19 protein-coding genes are annotated in these 20,006 nt (G+C 44.1%); 12 read left to right on the top strand and 7 right to left on the bottom strand.

What is annotated here, in order from left to right:
* The first annotated feature begins 10 nt into the window (after positions 1-10).
* The 7 genes from MUY27_RS15825 (at position 11) to MUY27_RS15795 (ending at position 7,182) form a co-directional block, all read left to right on the top strand.
* Entirely contained in the window at positions 11-2,332 is a 2,322-nt protein-coding gene (locus MUY27_RS15825; protein ID WP_245131572.1) for a family 20 glycosylhydrolase, read from the top strand.
* Between the two features lie 25 nt (positions 2,333-2,357).
* Positions 2,358-3,170 (top strand): hypothetical protein, encoded by an 813-nt coding sequence (locus tag MUY27_RS15820; protein WP_245131569.1) that lies wholly within the window; start codon positions 2,358-2,360, stop codon positions 3,168-3,170.
* A gap of 142 nt (positions 3,171-3,312) precedes the next feature.
* The gene (locus MUY27_RS15815) at positions 3,313-4,167 is read left to right on the top strand and encodes an STAS domain-containing protein (RefSeq protein ID WP_245131567.1); all 855 of its coding nucleotides are present in this window, start codon (positions 3,313-3,315) and stop codon (positions 4,165-4,167) included.
* 16 nt (positions 4,168-4,183) lie between these two features.
* Positions 4,184-4,606: an STAS domain-containing protein gene (locus MUY27_RS15810; protein WP_245131566.1), complete on the top strand. Its 423-nt coding sequence runs from the start codon at positions 4,184-4,186 to the stop codon at positions 4,604-4,606.
* Positions 4,566-4,979, top strand: coding sequence for an anti-sigma regulatory factor (locus tag MUY27_RS15805; RefSeq protein WP_338042681.1), 414 nt, complete (start codon positions 4,566-4,568; stop codon positions 4,977-4,979). Before MUY27_RS15810 ends, MUY27_RS15805 begins: the two co-directional genes overlap by 41 nt.
* Entirely contained in the window at positions 4,972-5,988 is a 1,017-nt protein-coding gene (locus tag MUY27_RS15800; protein ID WP_245131561.1) for an ATP-binding SpoIIE family protein phosphatase, read from the top strand. The genes MUY27_RS15805 and MUY27_RS15800 overlap by 8 nt, the downstream gene beginning before the upstream one ends.
* Positions 5,989-5,991: 3 nt before the next feature.
* Complete coding sequence (locus MUY27_RS15795; protein ID WP_245131558.1) at positions 5,992-7,182, top strand: sensor histidine kinase; 1,191 nt, start codon at positions 5,992-5,994, stop codon at positions 7,180-7,182.
* A gap of 75 nt (positions 7,183-7,257) precedes the next feature.
* Here the strand turns inward: MUY27_RS15795 and MUY27_RS15790 are convergent, their stop codons facing one another.
* Complete coding sequence (locus MUY27_RS15790; RefSeq protein ID WP_245131556.1) at positions 7,258-8,253, bottom strand: aldo/keto reductase; 996 nt, start codon at positions 8,251-8,253, stop codon at positions 7,258-7,260.
* An 84-nt stretch (positions 8,254-8,337) separates the two neighbouring features.
* Positions 8,338-9,063, bottom strand: coding sequence for a DUF72 domain-containing protein (locus MUY27_RS15785; RefSeq protein WP_245131553.1), 726 nt, complete (start codon positions 9,061-9,063; stop codon positions 8,338-8,340).
* Between the two features lie 130 nt (positions 9,064-9,193).
* Here MUY27_RS15785 and MUY27_RS15780 point away from each other — a divergent pair, with 130 nt between their 5' ends.
* Genes MUY27_RS15780 through MUY27_RS15765 form a run of 4 tightly spaced genes read left to right on the top strand, consistent with a single transcriptional unit; the run spans position 9,194 to position 13,799 of the window.
* Positions 9,194-11,284, top strand: a complete 2,091-nt coding sequence (locus MUY27_RS15780; protein ID WP_245131551.1) for a BatA domain-containing protein — start codon at positions 9,194-9,196, stop codon at positions 11,282-11,284.
* The gene (locus MUY27_RS15775; RefSeq protein ID WP_245131549.1) at positions 11,281-12,552 is read left to right on the top strand and encodes a dihydroorotase; all 1,272 of its coding nucleotides are present in this window, start codon (positions 11,281-11,283) and stop codon (positions 12,550-12,552) included. The genes MUY27_RS15780 and MUY27_RS15775 overlap by 4 nt, the downstream gene beginning before the upstream one ends.
* A complete protein-coding gene (locus MUY27_RS15770) occupies positions 12,539-13,204 on the top strand; it encodes a hypothetical protein (RefSeq protein WP_245131546.1) in 666 nt (221 codons plus the stop codon). The genes MUY27_RS15775 and MUY27_RS15770 overlap by 14 nt, the downstream gene beginning before the upstream one ends.
* Positions 13,205-13,211: 7 nt before the next feature.
* A complete protein-coding gene (locus tag MUY27_RS15765) occupies positions 13,212-13,799 on the top strand; it encodes a DUF4199 domain-containing protein (protein WP_245131543.1) in 588 nt (195 codons plus the stop codon).
* Between the two features lie 63 nt (positions 13,800-13,862).
* Here MUY27_RS15765 and MUY27_RS15760 read toward each other — a convergent pair whose 3' ends face one another.
* Together MUY27_RS15760 and MUY27_RS15755 are read right to left on the bottom strand one after the other, a co-directional pair.
* Positions 13,863-14,237, bottom strand: a complete 375-nt coding sequence (locus MUY27_RS15760) for a hypothetical protein (RefSeq protein WP_245131541.1) — start codon at positions 14,235-14,237, stop codon at positions 13,863-13,865.
* A 62-nt stretch (positions 14,238-14,299) separates the two neighbouring features.
* A complete protein-coding gene (locus MUY27_RS15755) occupies positions 14,300-15,073 on the bottom strand; it encodes an XRE family transcriptional regulator (protein ID WP_245131539.1) in 774 nt (257 codons plus the stop codon).
* 86 nt (positions 15,074-15,159) lie between these two features.
* On the opposite strand from MUY27_RS15755, the gene MUY27_RS15750 reads away from it, so the two are divergent.
* Positions 15,160-15,513, top strand: a complete 354-nt coding sequence (locus tag MUY27_RS15750) for a GIY-YIG nuclease family protein (RefSeq protein ID WP_245131537.1) — start codon at positions 15,160-15,162, stop codon at positions 15,511-15,513.
* Here the strand turns inward: MUY27_RS15750 and msrB are convergent.
* The 3 genes from msrB to MUY27_RS15735 form a co-directional block, all read right to left on the bottom strand.
* Positions 15,503-15,982: a peptide-methionine (R)-S-oxide reductase MsrB gene (msrB, locus tag MUY27_RS15745; RefSeq protein WP_245131534.1), complete on the bottom strand. Its 480-nt coding sequence runs from the start codon at positions 15,980-15,982 to the stop codon at positions 15,503-15,505. The two genes, MUY27_RS15750 and msrB, sit on opposite strands and share 11 nt — an antisense overlap.
* A gap of 46 nt (positions 15,983-16,028) precedes the next feature.
* Entirely contained in the window at positions 16,029-16,646 is a 618-nt protein-coding gene (locus tag MUY27_RS15740; protein ID WP_245131532.1) for a fasciclin domain-containing protein, read from the bottom strand.
* A gap of 111 nt (positions 16,647-16,757) precedes the next feature.
* The gene (locus tag MUY27_RS15735) at positions 16,758-19,940 is read right to left on the bottom strand and encodes a DPP IV N-terminal domain-containing protein (RefSeq protein WP_245131530.1); all 3,183 of its coding nucleotides are present in this window, start codon (positions 19,938-19,940) and stop codon (positions 16,758-16,760) included.
* Positions 19,941-20,006 lie beyond the last annotated feature (66 nt).

The following is a 20,006-nucleotide window of genomic DNA, read 5'->3' as shown; positions in this document are numbered from 1 at the left end:
ACTGTTTTTAATGCTCCATATTAAAACATTGTGCTACAGTGCTTTATCAGGCTTGCTGCTGCTTGTTGCTACCGCTTCTTCGAAAGCACAAACAACTGATCCATATGCAGGGATTATTCCTGCACCGGCAAAACTTACCAAAATAGCAGGTAATTTTACCTTAAGTCAGGAAACCCGGATCATTACCGATTCTGCAGATAATAAAGCTGTCGTTTTTCTTGCCAGTTATCTTAAAGATCATCGTAACTTAAATCTGGCAATTAATCGTAATCCGGGCATTACCGGGAACCAAAGCCTTTATATCCGGTATGATGCCAGTTTGCCGGCAGAAGGTTATCATTTAACTGTTACCCCTGCGCAGATCAGTATTGTGGGTAAAGGAGCAGGTTTATTTTATGGAGTTCAGACGCTCATTCAGTTATTTGATAACCAGAAGCAGGGCAGCATTAATGTTCCTTGTGTGGATATCGAAGATGCGCCCAGGTTTGGTTACAGGGGCATTCACCTGGATGTTTCCCGTCACTTTTTCTCTGTAGAAGAAGTGAAGAAGATCATCGATCTGGCAGCTCAATATAAACTCAATACCTTTCACTGGCATTTGACAGACGACCAGGGCTGGCGCATCGAGATCAAGAAATATCCCCGATTAACACAAGTAGGTAGCTTACGCGCGCAAACCGTCATCGGGAATTTTAATGATCGTACCCCATGGCAATATGATAACACGCCTCACGGTGGTTATTATACCCAAGATCAGGTGAGAGACGTGGTTAAATACGCCGCTGAAAGATACATCACCATAATTCCGGAAATAGAGATGCCAGGGCATTCATCCGCAGTACTGGCCGCTTACCCAGAGTTCGGCTGCGAGCCGGGAAAGCAATACCAGGTGGCGCAAATCTGGGGTGTTTTTAAAGACATCTTTTGCCCTACAGATAAAACCTTCGCTTTTCTTGAAGACGTGCTTACCGAAGTAATGGGCCTTTTTCCTTCCAAATACATTCATATCGGTGGTGATGAAGTACCCAAAGACGCCTGGGAGAAATCTGCTTTTTGCCAGAACCTGATCAGGAAATTGAAACTAAAGAATGAGCACGGTTTACAGAGCTATTTCATCCAGCGGATAGAGAAGTTTGTAAATTCCAAAGGACGGAACATTATTGGTTGGGACGAAATTCTGGAAGGCGGCCTTGCGCCTAACGCCACGGTAATGAGCTGGAGGGGAGAAGCCGGGGGGATCGCTGCGGCGAAACAAAACCACAACGTCATCATGACGCCAAGTTCAGGCGGATTGTATTTGGACCATGCGCAGGGTAAGTCAGACCTGGAGCCGCTGTCTATAGGTGGTTACGCACCTTTAGCTAAAACATACGCTTATAATCCAATACCGGCGGCATTAACCGAAGCACAACAGAGATATATTTTGGGGGTACAGGCAAATGTGTGGACAGAATACATCGCTACCGATGCCAAACTAGAATACCAGCTTTTGCCACGGATGCTTGCCCTTGCAGAGGTGGCCTGGTCGCCGTTAGCGAATAAAAATTTTCAGGATTTTTCAGAAGTGAGGCTGCCGCATCACCTGGCGTTGTTAGACCGCGAAGATTATAATTTCCGTGTACCCGCAGCTATCGGCGCACCGGACAGTATCATCACAGCTTCAGGTTTAAACGTAAATTTAAAGGCACCGGTAGAAGGTGCTAAGATCTATTATACCATAGATGATCTGCCGCCACGCACGGAAACTACGTTATACGAACATCCGTTTACTTTAACCGTTCCGGAAAATAACTACCGCCAGTTGCAAACTATTGTGGTAACACCTTCCGGTAAACGTAGTGTTGTTACTAAAGCAACCGTTTATAACCGCGGCCCGCTTGCGCCATCAACTTATCAGCCTACACGGGTTGGCCTGAAATACCAACTTACACCTGGCGCGTTCAACAGCACCGATCAGATCTCTGCCGGGTTAGTTACCGATACCGGAGAAGTAAAGGGCTTTTATACGAATGATTTTAAAAAGGCGAACCGTGAGCGCGGCGGATTCGGGATAATATATAATGGTTATATTCGTATAGATACAGACGGAAAATATACCTTCAGTACGCGCTCCGATAATGGTTCGGTGTTATTGATCGACGATCAGCCGGTGGTAGATAACTATGGCCGGCACAGCATGTTCGAAAAAGGCGGTGATGTACTTTTAAAACGGGGCTATCATAAATTTACGCTGAAGTACTTTGACGTGGGTGTTGGCGGGAACCTGCAGGTGTATTGGACAATGCCTGGCAAAATAAAAATGGATATAACTTCAGACTACCTGTCTAATTAAATCAATTGGTTAAATGCAAGACTTTATGAACATTAGAAGTGTATTAATACTATTGGCCGTCGCATTTTGCTTTGCTGCTTGTTCTGATGAGCCAAATAAGCAAAGCGCTGCTGCAGTGATACAAAAGCCGCTAAGAAAAACGCTGGAAGAACCGTTTAAATTTCATAAAATGGTAGAGGTTGCTCCCGGAAGATATTATGATATTTTAAGCTGGGGCAGGGGCGCTAAAGGTGGCGGCGCTTACATGATCTTAAGGTCTGATTCAGCCGAGCAACAATATAATACCGTGAACGGCGATCTGGAAGGTCCGATCCAGGATGTACTTAACGCAGATCTGGATGTGGATGGTAATCCGGAAATTATCATCCAGGCTAAAACGATAGATACCAACAGGTTTACCAATGTATTTATATACGAATACCAGGGCGACCGTGCCAACAAGCTGGAGTTTCCCCGCTTAACGGTTTCCCAGCGTAAGGGCTTCAGGGGTAATGATAAATTTTATGTAAAAAATGATACCCTGTTCAGAAGCTTCCCGGTATTTGAAGGCGAGGGCGCTGCAGCTAAACCCGGCTCTGAAACCCGGTTGATTGCCTATACGCTTCATGGCAGCAGTCTTTCTGCTAAACAGATCAGCAAGGATAAGCCTTCAGAAGATGGCGGTAAAACAAAACAAGCGGCTGTAGAAAATAAACCGAAGCAAAGCACTCCTGAAAAGAAAACGGAGGCCAAAAGTTCATCAAGAAAGTCGCACACTTCATCCAAGCGAAAAGAATCGTCAAAAACAAAGTCAAAAAAGCAAGAAAGCAGCCATAAGAAACGCAGGCACAAGGGGTAAAGTAACTTTTACCTTAGTAATTAAACAATTATAATAGTAATTAAACACACTGTTTGTTAACTGGATTAATTGTTTACATTTGGCTTGTTTTAATTCACCTCTACAACTTTCAACACTAACTACACCACCAATAACACAAGCCATGAACGCAACCGCCCGCATTGTAAAAGATAAGAAAAGCGAGATATTCGAATTATGGATGAAGAACCAGCTCAATGATGATGGGCTGCGGGAAGATCTGATGAATAACGAGGATCTTCGCATCCAATCTGAAGAATTACTTGACAGCTTAGCCATAGCGTTAAACACGACAGATATAACCGATTACGATTCGCCGGGTTTTGACACGGTGAACGAAATACTGGCCGGAATTTCCGGGTCAAGGGCCATGCATGGCTACAGTCCCCGCGAAACAGGCTTGTATGTCTTAAGCTTAAAAAGAGCGCTGTTAGATATCCTGCAAATTGAATTAGCGGGGCAAACAGATTTACTTTACCAGGAAACCTTAAAAGTGAATAACCTGGTAGACTCGTTCAGCATCACCACATTTGAAACCTTTATTAAGGGGCGCGAAGAGGTAATCCTGCGCCAGACGGATGAAATTGCCGAGATATCGACACCGGTGATCCGCGTGTGGGATGGTATTCTGGCGCTTCCGATCATCGGTACGCTGGATAGCTCACGTACGCAAGTGGTAATGGAGAACCTTTTGCAGGAAATAGTAGCCACTGGAAGCAGCATAGCTATTTTAGATATTTCTGGTGTTCCGGCTGTTGACTCTTTAGTGGCGCAACATTTAATTAAAGCTGTAAGTGCTACACGCTTAATGGGGGCAGAATGTATCATCAGCGGTATCAGGCCGGAGATCGCCCAGACGATCGTGCATTTAGGGATAGATCTTTCTAATATCGTAACCAAGGCAACCTTAGCCAGTGCTTTGAAATTTGCTTTCAACACCATGCGTTTAGAGGTAAGACGTAAAACCGTTAACGCTTAAAATCTGAAGTAATTTTATGGAGAGAATTCCCATTTTAAAGATGGGTCACTTCTTACTGGTGACCATACAAGTAGACCTGTATGATAGACTGGCTATGGATCTGGAAGCAAACCTGATCCGCGAAGTAAACAGAACAGGAGCAAAGGGCGTATTGATCGATATTTCTGCTGTCGAGATAGTAGATTCATTTATGGGGCGCATTATTGGCAATATTGCAAGTATGTCTAAACTTTTAGATGCCCAAACCGTTGTGGTTGGTATGCAACCTGCCGTAGCCATAACGTTAGTAGAACTCGGGTTAGAATTGCCCGGCGTGCATACGGCTTTAAATGTAGAGCGGGGAATGGAATTGCTTCAGGGAATGATAATATCCGATGACATTATAATTGACGACGACGATGATACTTTCCCTGAAAAAGGATTTGATAAAGATCAATAGAGAGCAGGACGTCGTGTTGCTTAGGAATAGAACGAAGGAATTTGCAGTAAAAATAAAGATGGGTTTGGTGAATCAAACCAAACTGATCACCGCCGCGAGTGAATTGGTAAGAAATATGCTTCGTTATGGAGGTGGGGGTGAAGTGTCGGTAGAGGCGGTCACAAAAGGCCGTGATAATGGTATCAGGATGATTTTTAAAGATAGTGGCCCGGGAATAGCCGACGTAAATAAAGCCATGATGGACGGTTATTCTACCGGTAAAAGCCTGGGTTTAGGTTTACCGGGTACCAAAAGATTGGTTAACGAGTTTGACCTGAAAAGCGAATTGGGTAAGGGTACTACCGTGACGATAATTAAATGGGCCAATGGTTGATGCAACGCATATCAGCTATCCGGCAAGCGACCGTAGTTATTATGCAATTCTAAAGCTTGATATCCGGCATAAGGCGCATGAAGCGGGCTTTAGTGCTCAAAAAGTAGCTGAGATAGACCTGGTGCTGGCAGAGATGACTTCTAATTTGCAGAAGCATGCTATAGGTGGGGAAATTCTTTCGGCTGTTAAACAGGATGAAGACCAGCTGTACGTAGAAATCATATGTATAGATAACGGCCCCGGTATTGCAGACGTTTCAAAAGTGCTGGTTGATGGGTTTTCGTCTACCAACACGCTTGGTAATGGCTTAGGTAGCATGAAACGCCTTGCCGATGTCTTAGAGATCTACTCGTTAAAAGGCTGGGGAACTATCATACTCGCGAGGCTTTATAAAAATACCCCAACCGTTAAAAACAGAGTTAATGGTATAAAAGCTTACCCTTTGGTAATAAGCAAGCCTGGCGAAAAAACAAGCGGAGATGGATTTTACTTTAAGCAGGATAAAAATCAGGTAGTGGTAATGCTGGCAGATGGCTTAGGGCACGGTAAAGATGCAAACAGCGCAGTCAATGCCGCTGTAGATGCGTTAAAAGATGCCACTTTTGATTCTCCGTCTGCAACCATCCGCGAATTGCATCAGGCGATACGTAAAAGCAGGGGAATGGTGGCTACACTCGCTTTTTTTGATACAGAAAGGCAACGATTTGAAATTTGCGGAGTGGGGAATATCGCGACTAAACTTTTAAGCACAACAGGCGCAGATAAAAACCACATCTCTTATAACGGTATTATCGGTCATAACATTCCGGCGACACTTAATAGCCAGAGCTATTCCTTTAATGAATATAATCAGTTAATTTTATGTTCGGACGGATTGAAATCGCGCTGGGAATTATCTAAATATGTAAATATCAGTAAGTACGATCCCATGGTTCTGGCTGCGGCGTTATATAAAGACTTTTCGCGAAGGAACGATGATGCTTCTGTTGTTATAGTTAAGCTTCGTTAAATCATGTACGAAATTGCAAAAATAAACCTCGACAATGAGTTAGACCTGCCTTTTATCCAAAAAAGGGCGGTAGCAATTGCGCGCTATCTGGGCCTGTCCGGCTCTACACAAACAACATTTGCAACAGCCGTTACCGAAGCTTGTCGCGCGGTACTGGATAAGACCTATAACAGCATACTTAGGTTTTCTATTGTTAAGGCCGAAGCCCGTTGGGTGCTTTCGGCTGAAATTGTTACGGACGCAAAGTTTACTGAAAACAGCGAAGAACTAAAATATGCGAAGAGACTGATCCCTGTGTTGGAAGTTGAGCGCCAGCAGCCGGATAATTTCTTATTGAAATTAAAACTTAGCATACCCCGTTCCATACGCGTTTCCATAGCTATTATTTCCCGGCTTGCTGAGCATATCGCGGCAATGAACACCGAGTCGCCATATGAGGAAATCAAACGGCGTAACCAGGAGCTATTCGAACTAACGGCGCATCAGGAAGAGCAGCTCCGGTTATCAATGCTGCTGAACGAGAAAAAGTCAGAGTTTCTGTCGATAGCCTCGCACGAACTGCGCTCGCCGTTGACTATTATCAAAGCTTACGCACAAATCGGCCGTACCTTTGCCGAGAAGGACCCTTACAAAATGGCGGATTACCTGGATAAAATAAATATCCAGGCCGGTAAGGTAAATACCCTCATTCAACAATTACTGGATTTCGCTAAGATTGAGAATAATAAGCTGGAATATCAATTTGAAAAGTCTGAAGTGACCGGCTTTATTGAAGAAGTGGTGGAGGCTGCCAAACTTTCGCATCCCAGCCATACCTTCACCCTGAATTTTGATAAACAGGCCGATACGCGCTTTGATAAGCTTCGGCTTGAGCAGGCGCTGACTAATCTGATCAGTAATGCGGTCAAATATTCGCCCAAAGGAACCAACGTTACCGTTTCAACATTAAACCGTAACCATGAAGCGGTTAATATTAGCGTTGCAGATCAGGGGATAGGCCTGTCAAAGGAGAACCTGACGAAGGTTTTCGACAAATTTTACCGGGTGGATGACCGAAATCAAAAAGTATCCGGCCTGGGCATGGGCCTTTATATCACTTCAAGGATTATTCAGGGTCATGGTGGCGAAATATGGGTGGATAGCATTGAAAACGAGGGTTCAACCTTCTCGTTCTCGTTACCGATGAAAGCCTGATACGCTAACCTTCAAAATAGAAAAGCCGGTAGAGGATTAAGTCTTACCGGCTTTTTTGCATTTCGTTACTGATGATTAATCAACTAATTGCAGTTTGTTCAATTCCGTTGTAATGAAGTTTATTTCATCTGAAGATAACTTCAGGTTCAGCGCTCCTGCGTTTTGTTTAGCCTGGTCTGCGTTACGTGCCCCTGCAAGCGCAATGGTAATACCAGGTTGCTCTACCGTCCAGCGTAGTACCAACTGGCCAAGTGTAGCATCCTTTTCATCAGCTATCGGTTTTATCTTCTGCAGGAACTCGTTAGTGCGGTTAATATTTTCGTCTTTGAAATATTTCAATCCCGCGCGATGGTCACCCTCGCCAAACTGCTGGCCCGGCTTCATCTTGCCTGTTAACAGACCGCGCTCCATAGGGCTATAGGCTAGTATCGCTTTATGGTGCTCAATCACATATGGCACTAGGTCTTTTTCAATATCGCGTTTCACCATACTATAAGGCACCTGGTTCGAAGCCAGGTTAATGGTTTGCGCAGCTTCTTCCATTTGCTGTACATTGTAATTGCTTACCCCAGCTTCGCGAATTTTACCCTGTTCTTTCAAGCGTAATAGCGCTTCCATCGTTTCAGCGATAGGCGTGGTCGCATCCGGCCAGTGGATCTGGTACAGGTCGATATAATCCGTACCCAATCTGCGCAGGCTGTCTTCACACTCTTTGATCACACTATCACGGCTGGCATATTTATAAATGTCGATATCCTTACCGTCGTTATCCTTACTTTTAAAAGCCAGTTGCCCTTTGATATCATCCCAGCGCATACCAAATTTGGTCAGGATTTGTACCTTATCCCGTTGGATGCCATTTATGGCCTGCCCCACCAGTTCTTCACTTTTGCCCTGACCATAGATAGGAGCGGTGTCGATAGAGGTGATACCCAGATCATAAGAAACCTTCATAGCTTCAATTGCCGCTTTATCATCATTGCCACCCCACATCCAGCCACCGGCCGCCCATGCACCAAAAGTAATTACTGATACTTCCAGATCTGTATTCCCAAGTTTTCTGTATTCCATAGATTGCTTTAATTGTATTTAAATAGCGAAATAACTACATCAACATAGATACGCCAAATTTCAGCTGAATAATTGACGATAGGCTTACAAGCTAGCCATCATCATCAATTCTTTTGCGTTATCTATCGCAGCCACATCAATGTCGTTATTAAAGTATAGCCAGGCTTCTTTTGTTTGGGGATTTTTATCGATTTCGTTTGCTATTTTCTGCAGAAAGGCTGTATCATAAGGCGAACGGTATAGCTCTGGCGCACCGTGGAAGCGGTAATAAACAACAGGCGTGTTCTGTATAACATCGTCCGGAAGTTTAGGATGGCTCATGCCGCAAAAGGTAATACCCTGTTTGGCCAAAGCATCGAAAACATCCCCGCGCCACCAGCTTTCGTCGCGGAGCTCAACCACGTTTTTGAATGAAGGATTTAAGTTATCTAACAGTCTGTCTAAGCGTTCATCACTATAAATGAATTTCGGCGGCATTTGAAATAACACCGGGCCCAGCTTTTCCTTCAAGCCATCGTTAATAACGGTATAGAAATCTGCAATTAAACCTTCTGCATTTAAAAACTGCTTGTAATGGGTAATGCCGCGAGGTGCTTTTATGGAAAACCGGAAAGTCGGCGAACAACTCTGGTACCATTTCTCCAGCGTTTTCAATTGCGGGAAATTATAGAAGGTAGCATTGATCTCGATGGTATTAAAGTGCTGCAGATAGAAAGACAACCACTTACTTTGCGGCAGGTCGGCAGGGTAGAACTTGCCCTTCCAATGCCTGTATGAAAACCCCGAGCAGCCGATGTACCAATTAGCCATATATTCATAAGCAGCAAACAGGTTAAAATGTTTACACACAGAGCACCGTAGCACATCTACAGATAAATTTTGCCGATTATATCACTAACAGGTAGTATAAGCGTTTATATTTTGCACATTTGCCATAAGTATGCTGCACTTTGCTTATCCCGCTTTTCTGTTTGGTTTGCTGGCGTTAGCTATACCGGTTATTATTCATCTTTTTCACTTCCGCCGGGTTCAGAAGGTATATTTCAGTAATGTGCAGTTTCTGAAAGAGGTGAATGAGCAGGAATCTGGCCGCCGCAATTTGAAAGAGCGCTTGATCCTGTTAGCCCGGCTGCTCGCTATTTTCTTCCTGGTACTGGCTTTCGCTCGTCCGTATTTTGCAGATCGTGGTACGCCCCAGGTCACTGGCCAAACGCAGGTAGTAAGCATCTTTTTAGATAATTCTTACTCTATGCAGGCGCTCAGCCGCGAGGGTACTTTATTGGATGAGGCTAAAACAACTGCTAAAACCATTGCGGACCGGTACGATCTGAATACCAAATTTCAGCTCCTTACCCAGGATTTTGAAGGGAAACATCAACGCTTTTTAAGCAGAAGCGAGTTTAAGGATGCCGTTGACGGTGTGAAAATTAGTGCCCAGAGTCGCGCTTTGCAAGCAATTGTTAACCGTCAGCAGAGTTTACTGCAAACACAGCCTGCTGCGGCTAAGTCTATCTACCTGATTTCTGATTTCCAAAAGAGCAACGCTGAAACACCCGTTAAAGCAGACCCCGGCATTTTTTTATCCTCTGTTAAGCTACAGGCAAATACTTTACCTAACATAGCAGTGGATAGTGTATGGCTGATAAATGCAATACACCGGCCGGGTGAACCGGAAAAATTGGTGGTACGCTTGCACAATTATGCAGGTGCTAGGGCCGTAAATGCGCCGCTTAAACTGCTGGTAAATAACACGCAAAAAGCATTGGGTAGTTACACTATAAATGCCGGTGCTGTTCAAACTGATACTTTAAGCTTTTCCGGCTTAACTGCGGGCTGGCAGCAGGCAGAGATTAATTTGCAGGATAACCCCATTACCTTCGATAACCGCTTTTATTTCAGTTTTAATGTGCAGAACCAGTTGCCTGTTTTGATGGTGACGCAATCCGCACCTGATGTTTATTTAAAAGCCGTTTTCAGCAGCGATCCGTTTTTTAAACTTACCGAAACTACCGACGGGCATGTGGATTACAATGGTTTAGGCCAGTATTCGCTGGTGGTTCTAAGCAATATCAAGTCCATATCTGCCGGGTTGTCCAAACAACTACAAGCCTACGTAGCTAAGGGTGGCTCGCTGTCGGTGTTTCCTGCTGCTGACATTGATGCAGGGAGCTATCAAAGTTTACTTTCTTCTGTTAATGCCGCCTATCCACAACAGTTGATTAAGGAAGATAGCCGTGTTGGTTCGCTAAATAACAAAGCTGCAGTCTATCGCAATACCTTCGAAAGCATGCCGCAAAACCCGGATCTGCCGGTTGTAAAAGCGTACTATCGGTTAAACGAAGCAGGCACTTCAGCTGCGGAGAAATTAATGAGTTTGAACAATGGACAAAGTTTCTGGAGCCGTTATAGCTACAAGCAAGGTAACGTTTACTTATGTTCATCGCCACTTGACGAAAGTTTCAGCAACCTTCCCCGGCATGCACTGTTTGTTACCACCATGCTGCGAATCGCTTTACTGAGCGGGCATGATCAACCCCTGTATCATCAACTCAGCACAGATCAATCCATAGAAATACCCGATTTTGAGACTGGGGCAGATGACGTGCTAATGCTGCAACAAGGAGACCTGAAGGTTGTGCCGGATGTGCGGCGACAGGAGGGGGCTTCTTATTTATTTGTTTCAGATCAACTAAACAAGCCTGGGCAATATGCTTTACAACGCGGTTCGCAATTTCTGCAATGGTTGAGTTTTAACAGCCAGAGTGGCGAGTCTGATCTGCACTATTTTACAAAAAAAGAATTGCAGCAATTGCTGCCTGGCGGGGCCAGGATAATGGGCGAAGCCGAAGCTTCTGCTAAAGTTGCTGCCAACGGTATAAATTCAGGTTCGCAAATATGGAAACTTTGCCTACTTTTAACCCTGATATTTCTGGCGGCGGAAATAGCGCTTATCAGGTTTTATAAAACCAATAAAAAAGGCACTGCCGATCAACAAACTATCATCAATACAGGTACAAATCAATATTCATGAATTTGCTCATCAAGTCTGCTACCGTTATTGACCCGAACTCACCCTTTCATCAACAGGTTACAGACATTTTAATTCAGGACGGACAGATCGTCCAAATCGGAAACAATCTTAACGCAGAAACAGAAGTAATAGAAGCCGCAGGTAAGCATTTACTACCTGGCTTTTTTGATCTGAACTGCAATATCGGCGAGCTGGGCTACGAGACCAAGGAAGACCTTGCGACAGGTACCGCTACAGCCGCTGCCGGGGGCTTTACCGGGCTGGCGGTGATGCCTAATACTTTTAGCCCGGTGCATTCCAAGGCGCAGGTAGAATACCTGGTCAATAAAGCTAAGGGCAACCTGGTAGCAATTGTTCCGCTGGGAACTATCTCTCACAAGCGCGAGGGCAAGGATCTGTCTGAAATGTATGACATGTACCTGAGTGGTGCAAGGGCATTCACAGATGGCGATCATCCGGTTCAGGACGCCGGCCTGATGGAGCGGGCATTGCTGTACGCAACCGGTTTCAACGCGCTTATTTTCTCTTACCCGGAAGACATTGCAATAGCCGGAAAAGCAAAGATAAACGAGGGTGAAGTAAGCACGCTCTTGGGCATGAAAGGTATACCTGCGCTGGCAGAGGAACTGATGATCGCGCGCGACTTGTACCTGGCCGAATACACTAATTCGCCTATCCATTTTTCAACGATATCGACCGCACGCGCCGTTGAGCTGATCCGCGAAGCACGCCGCAAAGGCTTAAAAGTAACTTGTGATGTTGCAGCACATAATCTGGTTTTAACAGATGAAGCCCTCACCGGCTTTGACAGCTTGTATAAAGTAAAACCACCCCTGCGTACGGCTAAAGATATTGATGCCTTAAAGGCAGGTTTGGCAGATGGTACTATTGATGCTATTGTTTCGCAACATACACCACAGGAAGTGGAGTACAAGAATGTGGAGTTTGAAGTTGCAGAATACGGCATGATCGGTTTGCAAACCGCATTTTCGCTTGCATTACAGGCAGGCTTATCGATCGAGCAGATCGCAGAAAAACTTTCGATCAACCCGCGGAAAATCATTGGTGCAGAAGCCGTAGCTATCGCCGAAAACAGCCCGGCTAACTTTGTATTGGTTGATACTAACAATAGCTGGACTTACACCAAAGAGAACAATTTATCAAAATCTTACAATTCGCCTTTTATCGGTCAAACGTTAACAGGTAAGGTGTTGTTAACAGTAAACAATAACCAAATTTTTAAAGCCCGAAATTATGATCGATCCTAAAGTACACGCCGCCATCAGGGCCGCTTTGAATGCTTTTAATCAATATAATCCTGTAGAAGCTACTGCTCCAGCCCGTTTTGATGACGTGCTGCTGGCGGATAAGGATTTTCTAAGCAAAGTAGATGAACTGGACGCGATATTCAATGATATGCCCCAGTTAGAGCCACTTCGCGAAGTTTTCTTCGATCTGCTGATGATTAACTTCTTCAGCGCCGACGTTAAAAAATTGGAGGAAGATTACCTTGAGACAGAAGAGTGGGAAGAAATTGAAGAACAGACATTGGACAGGGGAACAGAACTGTTGAACCTGCTGCTGTACCTGAACGAATGCCGCGACGAAGAGATAGAACCTTCGCTGGAAGACTATCTGCGCGAGTTTTTATTGGTAGACGAGGACGAGTTTCAGGATGAATACAGGATATATGAGCCTGTAATTGCCAACCAGATTGTGATTGAAAGCACCCCTTCTGAAATTGCCCGTGTTGCGATTACGTTACCTGAAGATAGCGAAATAAAGGGCCTGTTTTACCCGATGATGAATTTCTTCCAGCAGCTGGACGGTGGCGCAGACAATAAAAAAGAATTTTTAGCAAATGCTCCTGATCCTGCCTTTGATAGCGCAGTTTATGCTATCTTAGAGTCATTCAAATAACCTCATCATGAACATTTCGCTTTCTGAACTAAGAAAAAATGCCTCTATAAAAGGTGTCATCTTAGGCATTGCACTAACCGTGCTTAGTGTTTTTTCCTACTACTTCATCGTTAGCATTGCTGCTTCATTCTGGACCATCTCTTTTGGGCCGTTTTTGTTTTCTGCAGTGATTCCGATTGCTATTGCCTCTGTTTTCTGTACCGATCTCCGTAAAAAAGCCGGTGGTTTCTGGACGTTTAAACAGGCGGCTACCGGAATTTTTGTAATGTTCCTGGTGTCTTATGCTGTTAAGTTTGTTACTTATGATTTGCTATTTACAAAAGTGATAGAGCCTAACTCGGTAGAAAAAGTAAGGACAGTGATGATGGATGCTACAACCAAGATGCTTGAAAAAAGTGGCGCCGATCAGGACAAGATTGACGAGCAAATGGCAAAAATGGAAAAGGGTTTTAAAGATCAGGAAGAAAAATCGGCAGTAAGTGTAATCACCGGGATTGCCATATCATTGATCTTCATATTTGTGATTGCTTTAATATTTGCAGCAATCTTTAAAAAATATCCGCCACCGGTTCAAATCAGTGATGCTACCGTATAGAGAACTCACCGAAAAGATATTTAAAAAAAAAGCGGCACTTTCGCCGCTTTTTTATTGTCTTTATTATTTAGAAGGAGGAGGGGTACCGCCGCCATTTTGCTGCATACGCGCACGCATTTCTTCCATCATTTTCTTGTAAGCTGTTTTCTGATCATCGGTTAACAAAGCCATCAGTTTGGTATTTGTTTCCTGGTTCATAGCCTGCATAGCCGGACGCATTGACTGGAAATCGCCATTAGCAGCATTTCTTAAGCTGTCCATTTTTTTACCTTGTGCCTGATACAAGGCAAGTACTTTGGCCGACTGGTCATCGGTTAATTTCAAGGCCGTTTGCAGTTGTTTTACACGGTCTTCCGGCGACATGCGCATGCGGCCCTGAGCAAAAGTTAGAGCAGTAAATCCTAACAGGAAACAGCCCATTAAAAAGATCTTTTTCATGATTGTTATTTTAAAGGTTATGATAAAGATATGCGCTCAGGGTTTAACCTCAACCTTGTAACTTAATTGTTGCTTTGCAGCTTGGCTATAGAGCGCTGCATCTGGGCCATCATATTGGTCAGGCTTTCCATGGTTGGTTCTGGCGTAGGTTCCGGAAACTGCGTAGAGAAATAAGCCTTCGCCTTCCATATTTCCAGAATGTCTTCGGCGCCAATTTCGTAAGGCTCGTAAACCGGGTTATCTGATACTAATTTTAGCTTTTTATTATCGCGGAAACGGTTTCCGATGCGTTTATAAACAACGCCTTCTGTTTTCGAGATGATTACATAGGTTTCATTAGGCTTCACATCACCCCAGTTCTCTACATATTCGCCGATCACGATACTACCAGATTGCAGGGGTAGCATTGAATCGCCTTTTATTTCAAAGGCACGATAGGTTCCCTGTTTAAACATCGGGAGATAGAACTTTGGTAAAGTGCCCACAAATTCAGGATCGGCATAACCATTCAGGTAACCGGCGCTGGCTTTAACCGGTACCAGTTCTATATTTTCATTATCTTCTTTATCTACAGTAATACTCAGGATGCGAAGGTTAGCCGGATTGCCTTTGGGTTTCGGCGCCCATTTTTCGTCTATCGTTTCGTTAATTAAAGCATCAATACTAACATCAAAGAAAGTTGCTATTTTTTTTAGCAAATCATATTTAGGATCAGCTCTGTCTTCTTCATAAGCGCCCACCAGTGACCTTTTTATACCGATTTGATCTGCAAATTGCTGCTGAGTTAAACCTTTTTTCTTACGAAGAAATTTCAGGTTTGATGAAATTATTGACATAAAAATTTGTAAATGCTAAATTTGTTAGTATCTTTATGCTCATAAAATTAGTAATTATTTTTTTCACAGGCAAATAATTTTATCAAATGAAAAGGTTCATCTATATCATTACCGACAGAAACCGTAATAATTTGCACGTTGGTTTATCATCAGATCTGATGAAAACCATTAAATTTTATAGCGAAATGCCCACGCTGTTCTTCGATAGCGCGCAGCAATTGAGCCGTTTGGTTTACTTTGAAGAGATTACAAATGAAGAAATGGCGATGGAGCGTTTCAAATATGTGAGCACGTTTACACGCAGTCAGAAAGAAAAAATGATCAGAGCCGTAAACCCTGATTGGGTAGACCTGACCATTGGTTTAAAATACGAGCAGGGCGTAAGAGTAAGATCGCACATGCGTCCGTCCTACGCCTCAAGAGTTGCTGTTACTGCTTAATAAATTTCAGCGCGGCTGAATTCATGCAGAATCTTTTGCCGCCGCGGTCGGCAGGTCCGTCGTCAAAAACGTGCCCAAGGTGTAAGCCGGTACTTTTTTCAATTACTTCGGTTCGGTCCATACCGTAGCTGCGGTCTGTAACAAACGCTACTTTGCCCGCGCTAACAGGTTTAGTAAAACTTGGCCAGCCTGTGCCGCTGTCGAATTTGTCGTCAGAACTAAAAAGTACTTCACCGGTGGCAGCGCTAACATAAACTCCTTTCTGATGATTATTCCAGTAAGCATTTTTAAAAGGGGGCTCTGTACCTTTGTTCACCATAATCTCGTATTGATTAGGTGTTAGTTTACTTTTCCATTTTTCCTGCTGTTCTTTTGACAGTTTAGGCTGGTTATTCTGCCCGTTCATTTGCTGGCAGCTGAATATGATTACTGCGCTAAGCAGTGCAAGAATAGCTGATATCTTTTTCATACCTCAATTTACGGAAATTAAATACTGTCCGGTTGTCAAATCAATCTCATATCGCATTGTTCTTTGGCAGCAGCACTTTAGTTATCACGTGTATTAAACCGTTGCTTTGTTTAATATCCGCTGTTGTGATTTTTCCCTCATTGCCTAATTCATCTATTAACACCACATCTTCGTTATCGAGCTTGGCTGTAAGTTTTGTACCGGCCAGCGTAGTTAACTTGTAAGCACCTTTATTGGAATTTATTTTTTTGGCGAGCTGCTTGATATTAAGCGAACCCGGAACTGCATGACCTGCGAGTATACATGTCAACTCTAATTGATGCGCTTTTTTCATCAAAGTGTCTAACCTGCCGTTGGGCATAGCTTCGAAGGCCGTATTATCCGGAGCAAAAACCGTGAAAGGGCCGCGGCTTTTAAAGGTAGCAATAAGCCCCGAGGCCCTCAGCGCATCAAACAGGATAGTAAATTTCGGTGCGCGATGTACGTTTTCTACCACATCCCAACCCGTACCCATTTTTATCCCGTCTACCTCTTTCATCTCATTTTTGCTTAAGCGGCGGGCTTTAATAGAGTCTGTAACCGGGGTGGTAGGTATGGCTATCCGTTGCGCGAACATGGTATTTGCAAAAAGTAGCGTCAAAAATATGAGTAGTAACTTCTTCATCTATAGTTGTTTGCTCTGTATAAACTTTAGATAAAGTAAAGTTGTTTTAACACAAAAAGGGCCCTGCTATCGCAGAGCCCTCTGGCTGTGATTTTAAATACCGCTAAACATTTACCACCCAGGGGTAAAGCCTAAGCCAAACACCGGCTTTTTAACATCCGTACGGTTGTAGGGGATAGCTAAATAGGGTTCTAACACAAAGTATCCAAACAAGTTAACCCGTAAAGAAACACCGGCGCTCAAGGCCGGTACGCGGCTATAAACCGGCGAATATACCTGGTTGCCTTTGGTATCAAGATACGGTTGTCCATTTGCGTAGTATACTGCCCGCGTGCCCAGAATCGATGGGTTCTTTTTAAATTCGATTTTGTCGCCGCCATTCCAGGCTAAACCTGCGTCAAAAAAGAGGTTTAATTCTGTAAAGAAGAATTTCGACTTAAATTTCGACAGCTTTTCCGGACCGGTGAACGGTAACCGGATTTCGAAGTTAGCAACAGCGAAACGGTTACCTGATAATTGATCTACTGTAAAGTTGTTCGTGGCCGATTGCGAGCTGTTATAGAAACTATTATACTCGTAACCGCGGATCAGGAACGGATAACCAATGAATAGCGGATACAAAAGATTAGATGTATTTCCGAACCTGCCATAACTATACAGGCGGCCCGCAATGGTAAATGGTGCAACACGTTCGTATTTACGTAAATCTATACTTGGCGCAAAGTATTGTGCGGTACCGAAATCGTACTCCGCCTGCAAGCGATACCGGAAACCGGTAAGCGGCGATGCAATACCAAAGTAGGAGTTGTCACCTACTAAAGCAGCATTTACGTTAAATATGGTGAACGGTCTTAAGCTGGTACCATTGTTATAAGGGTCGGCTTCATAATCAGAGCGGGAGATATGGTGTTTCTCCGTGGTGATCGGAGTGAAGCTGGTCGTGTCATAATAAGTACTGTAGCGATCAACACGGTAAGAATAGTGCGCAGCACCCGCCCCAAACTCCATCCGCGTTATACGTGAAAAAGGATAAGAGGTAAAAAAAGATACCTGATCCTGGAAAATGCGGATGATATCATACCGTTCTTCGTATACCGGAATCTGCTTGCCCTGATAGCTATAGGTTGATGGCACTACATTGTAGTTGGCATATTGATAAGGAATGTGCGAAACAGCACCGCCCCAGTTCCAACGGCCTTCCTGGTTAATATAAGCGAACTGCGCACCGAAGTCATAAATCTCACCATTAACGGCTGCGCCTGCATAGATCTGGTTCCGGCCCAGAATATCACTAAAAACACCCTGGATACCACTGGCCAAGCCGGCACCATAATTGCTAACGCCTACACCTACACCACTGCTGGCAAGGTAATCTAACTTAAACTGTGGGCGGTAAGGTACATTGCGAATAGAATCGATAGAAATACGCGGGTACGCCAGATAGTTATTCAGGTTGGCATTGATCAAGTCGACTCCAACGGATTTAGGCGGCGGTAGCAGCGCTGCATCAAAATTAGTTTGTCCCAGCTCAACCACGGTCGGTTTAAACGATGACGCCTTTGCGTTATACAAGGCATATTTTTGTGCGCGATAATAGGAGTAAACAATATCGTCGTTTGCAGAAATGGAGATAGCTGGCGAAAACTCTGTGATACCGCAAATACCCGTGAACAAATCCGTCATTTGCTCAACTTTTCTTGTCGCAAGCGTATAACGGTACATATTACGGAAACCATCGCGGTTAGAGAGGAAATAGATCTGACTGCCATCTGCCGAGTAGAGCGGGTTAAGGTTATTTGCTCCGTTAAAAATGTTCAGGTCGGTTACTTTCCCTGTTGCCAAATCAAGTTCTGCCAGGTTAAAGGTGATTTCCTGGGAAGGGCTGCGATCGTAAGTGGTTCTGTCTGATGCAAAAACAATCTTTTTGCCATCACGTGAAAAACTTGGCTGATAATCGGAATATTTATCGTTTGTGAGTTGTCGCAACTGTTTGCTTTCCAAATTATACATATACAGATCGCCCTGGCCGTTGGATAAGCCCTGAAAAGCGATATCTTTCCCATTGGGCGACCAGGCAATGTTGCTGAACTGTTCTGCCGTACCCATAGAAAGCTCATTCAATACCTTTCCGCTCGGTATGCTTACAATCATCAGCCGGTTCCGGCCATTGCTGAACACACTGAAGGCAAACTTCTTTCCATCAGGCGACCATGCACCTGCTGATTCTATAAAGTTGAACTCATCGATGTGGGTGTTCGATACCTTGCTCGTGAGCTTCTTAATGACTCGACCCGTTTGCGCATCGGCGAGATACAGATCGACCGAAAAAAGATCTTTTTCTGAAAGAAAGACCAGATATTTTCCATCCGGGCTGATTGCCGGGGCGACATTCATTTCTCCCGAGTTCTTATTATCGATGATCCGTTTACCTACAGGTGTTTGCGTGGTATCTTTCAAAAAGGGTTTATAGGTAGCCTCTATCGAGTTCTTCCAAAGGTTTGAAAGCGTTTTATCGTCATAGCCAAAGGTGCGTCTGATACCATATTCTAAACCAAAGCGGGCAGTGTTTTTAAAGAAAGGAACGATAATGGTATCTCCATAGGTTGAACCCAGGAACGACCAGAATGCTTCGCCATAACGGTACGGGAAGTACTTGGTGCTTTCTGTCAGGTCGCGCACTGTAGGAATATCGTGATTCAGGTAAGCATCGCGCATCCACATAGCCGTGTAAGCGTCCTTTTTACCCAGTGATAAATACTCCGCCATACCCTCAATCATCCACAAAGGCAGATTATTGATATTGGAAAGGTTAGTAGTATCGTTACCTAATAAGGTATGGTATTGAAATGCGTGAACCAACTCGTGACCGATAACGTGTCGTGTCGTCTGGTTAGTTTCCATAATCGGCATTACCACGCGGTTCTTCAAACCTTCGGTGACACCACCCGTACCTACGCCAATTTCGCCATCAATAGCAGTGGTTTGTTGAAAATCGGGGTGGTTGGCATAAAGAATAATCGGGTTTGCCTTGCGGAACGTATCGCGGAATACCTGCTGATGAAGCGTGTACCATAGCTCGCTTTCCTGCGCAAACCGCTTCAGCAAGCTATCATTCTTCATGTAGTAATAGATCTCGAAATGGGGTGTTTTGAATACCTTGAATTTGAGGTTTTTGTACCTTACCTTATTTTGTCCAAAATATTGTGCGTTGGCTTGCTTAACTCCTGCAAATGAAAAAAGCAGGCAAAGCACTGCAATTAGCTGTTTATTTAACAAGGGGTATAGTTTTCGCATATGTTCTTGCTATCGGTAGTTAAATTTAAACAATTAGTTATAAGCATTTATCATTCGGTATAAATA

Origin of the sequence: Mucilaginibacter straminoryzae (genome assembly GCF_022953055.1) — a bacterium.
Classification (GTDB): domain Bacteria; phylum Bacteroidota; class Bacteroidia; order Sphingobacteriales; family Sphingobacteriaceae; genus Mucilaginibacter; species Mucilaginibacter straminoryzae.
Note: the sequence above shows the minus strand (reverse complement) of the source record. Positions and strands in the feature narration are given on the sequence as shown.

Bases quoted from the DNA above. Each gene is read 5' to 3' on its own strand.
- MUY27_RS15825 (WP_245131572.1), top strand. From the start codon at position 11: ATGCTCCATATTAAAACATTGTGCTACAGTGCTTTATCAGGCTTGCTG.
- MUY27_RS15820 (WP_245131569.1), top strand. From the start codon at position 2,358: ATGAACATTAGAAGTGTATTAATACTATTGGCCGTCGCATTTTGCTTT.
- MUY27_RS15815 (WP_245131567.1), top strand. From the start codon at position 3,313: ATGAACGCAACCGCCCGCATTGTAAAAGATAAGAAAAGCGAGATATTC.
- MUY27_RS15810 (WP_245131566.1), top strand. From the start codon at position 4,184: ATGGAGAGAATTCCCATTTTAAAGATGGGTCACTTCTTACTGGTGACC.
- MUY27_RS15805 (WP_338042681.1), top strand. From the start codon at position 4,566: ATGATACTTTCCCTGAAAAAGGATTTGATAAAGATCAATAGAGAGCAG.
- MUY27_RS15800 (WP_245131561.1), top strand. From the start codon at position 4,972: ATGGTTGATGCAACGCATATCAGCTATCCGGCAAGCGACCGTAGTTAT.
- MUY27_RS15795 (WP_245131558.1), top strand. From the start codon at position 5,992: ATGTACGAAATTGCAAAAATAAACCTCGACAATGAGTTAGACCTGCCT.
- MUY27_RS15790 (WP_245131556.1), bottom strand. From the start codon at position 8,253: ATGGAATACAGAAAACTTGGGAATACAGATCTGGAAGTATCAGTAATT.
- MUY27_RS15785 (WP_245131553.1), bottom strand. From the start codon at position 9,063: ATGGCTAATTGGTACATCGGCTGCTCGGGGTTTTCATACAGGCATTGG.
- MUY27_RS15780 (WP_245131551.1), top strand. From the start codon at position 9,194: ATGCTGCACTTTGCTTATCCCGCTTTTCTGTTTGGTTTGCTGGCGTTA.
- MUY27_RS15775 (WP_245131549.1), top strand. From the start codon at position 11,281: ATGAATTTGCTCATCAAGTCTGCTACCGTTATTGACCCGAACTCACCC.
- MUY27_RS15770 (WP_245131546.1), top strand. From the start codon at position 12,539: ATGATCGATCCTAAAGTACACGCCGCCATCAGGGCCGCTTTGAATGCT.
- MUY27_RS15765 (WP_245131543.1), top strand. From the start codon at position 13,212: ATGAACATTTCGCTTTCTGAACTAAGAAAAAATGCCTCTATAAAAGGT.
- MUY27_RS15760 (WP_245131541.1), bottom strand. From the start codon at position 14,237: ATGAAAAAGATCTTTTTAATGGGCTGTTTCCTGTTAGGATTTACTGCT.
- MUY27_RS15755 (WP_245131539.1), bottom strand. From the start codon at position 15,073: ATGTCAATAATTTCATCAAACCTGAAATTTCTTCGTAAGAAAAAAGGT.
- MUY27_RS15750 (WP_245131537.1), top strand. From the start codon at position 15,160: ATGAAAAGGTTCATCTATATCATTACCGACAGAAACCGTAATAATTTG.
- msrB (WP_245131534.1), bottom strand. From the start codon at position 15,982: ATGAAAAAGATATCAGCTATTCTTGCACTGCTTAGCGCAGTAATCATA.
- MUY27_RS15740 (WP_245131532.1), bottom strand. From the start codon at position 16,646: ATGAAGAAGTTACTACTCATATTTTTGACGCTACTTTTTGCAAATACC.
- MUY27_RS15735 (WP_245131530.1), bottom strand. From the start codon at position 19,940: ATGCGAAAACTATACCCCTTGTTAAATAAACAGCTAATTGCAGTGCTT.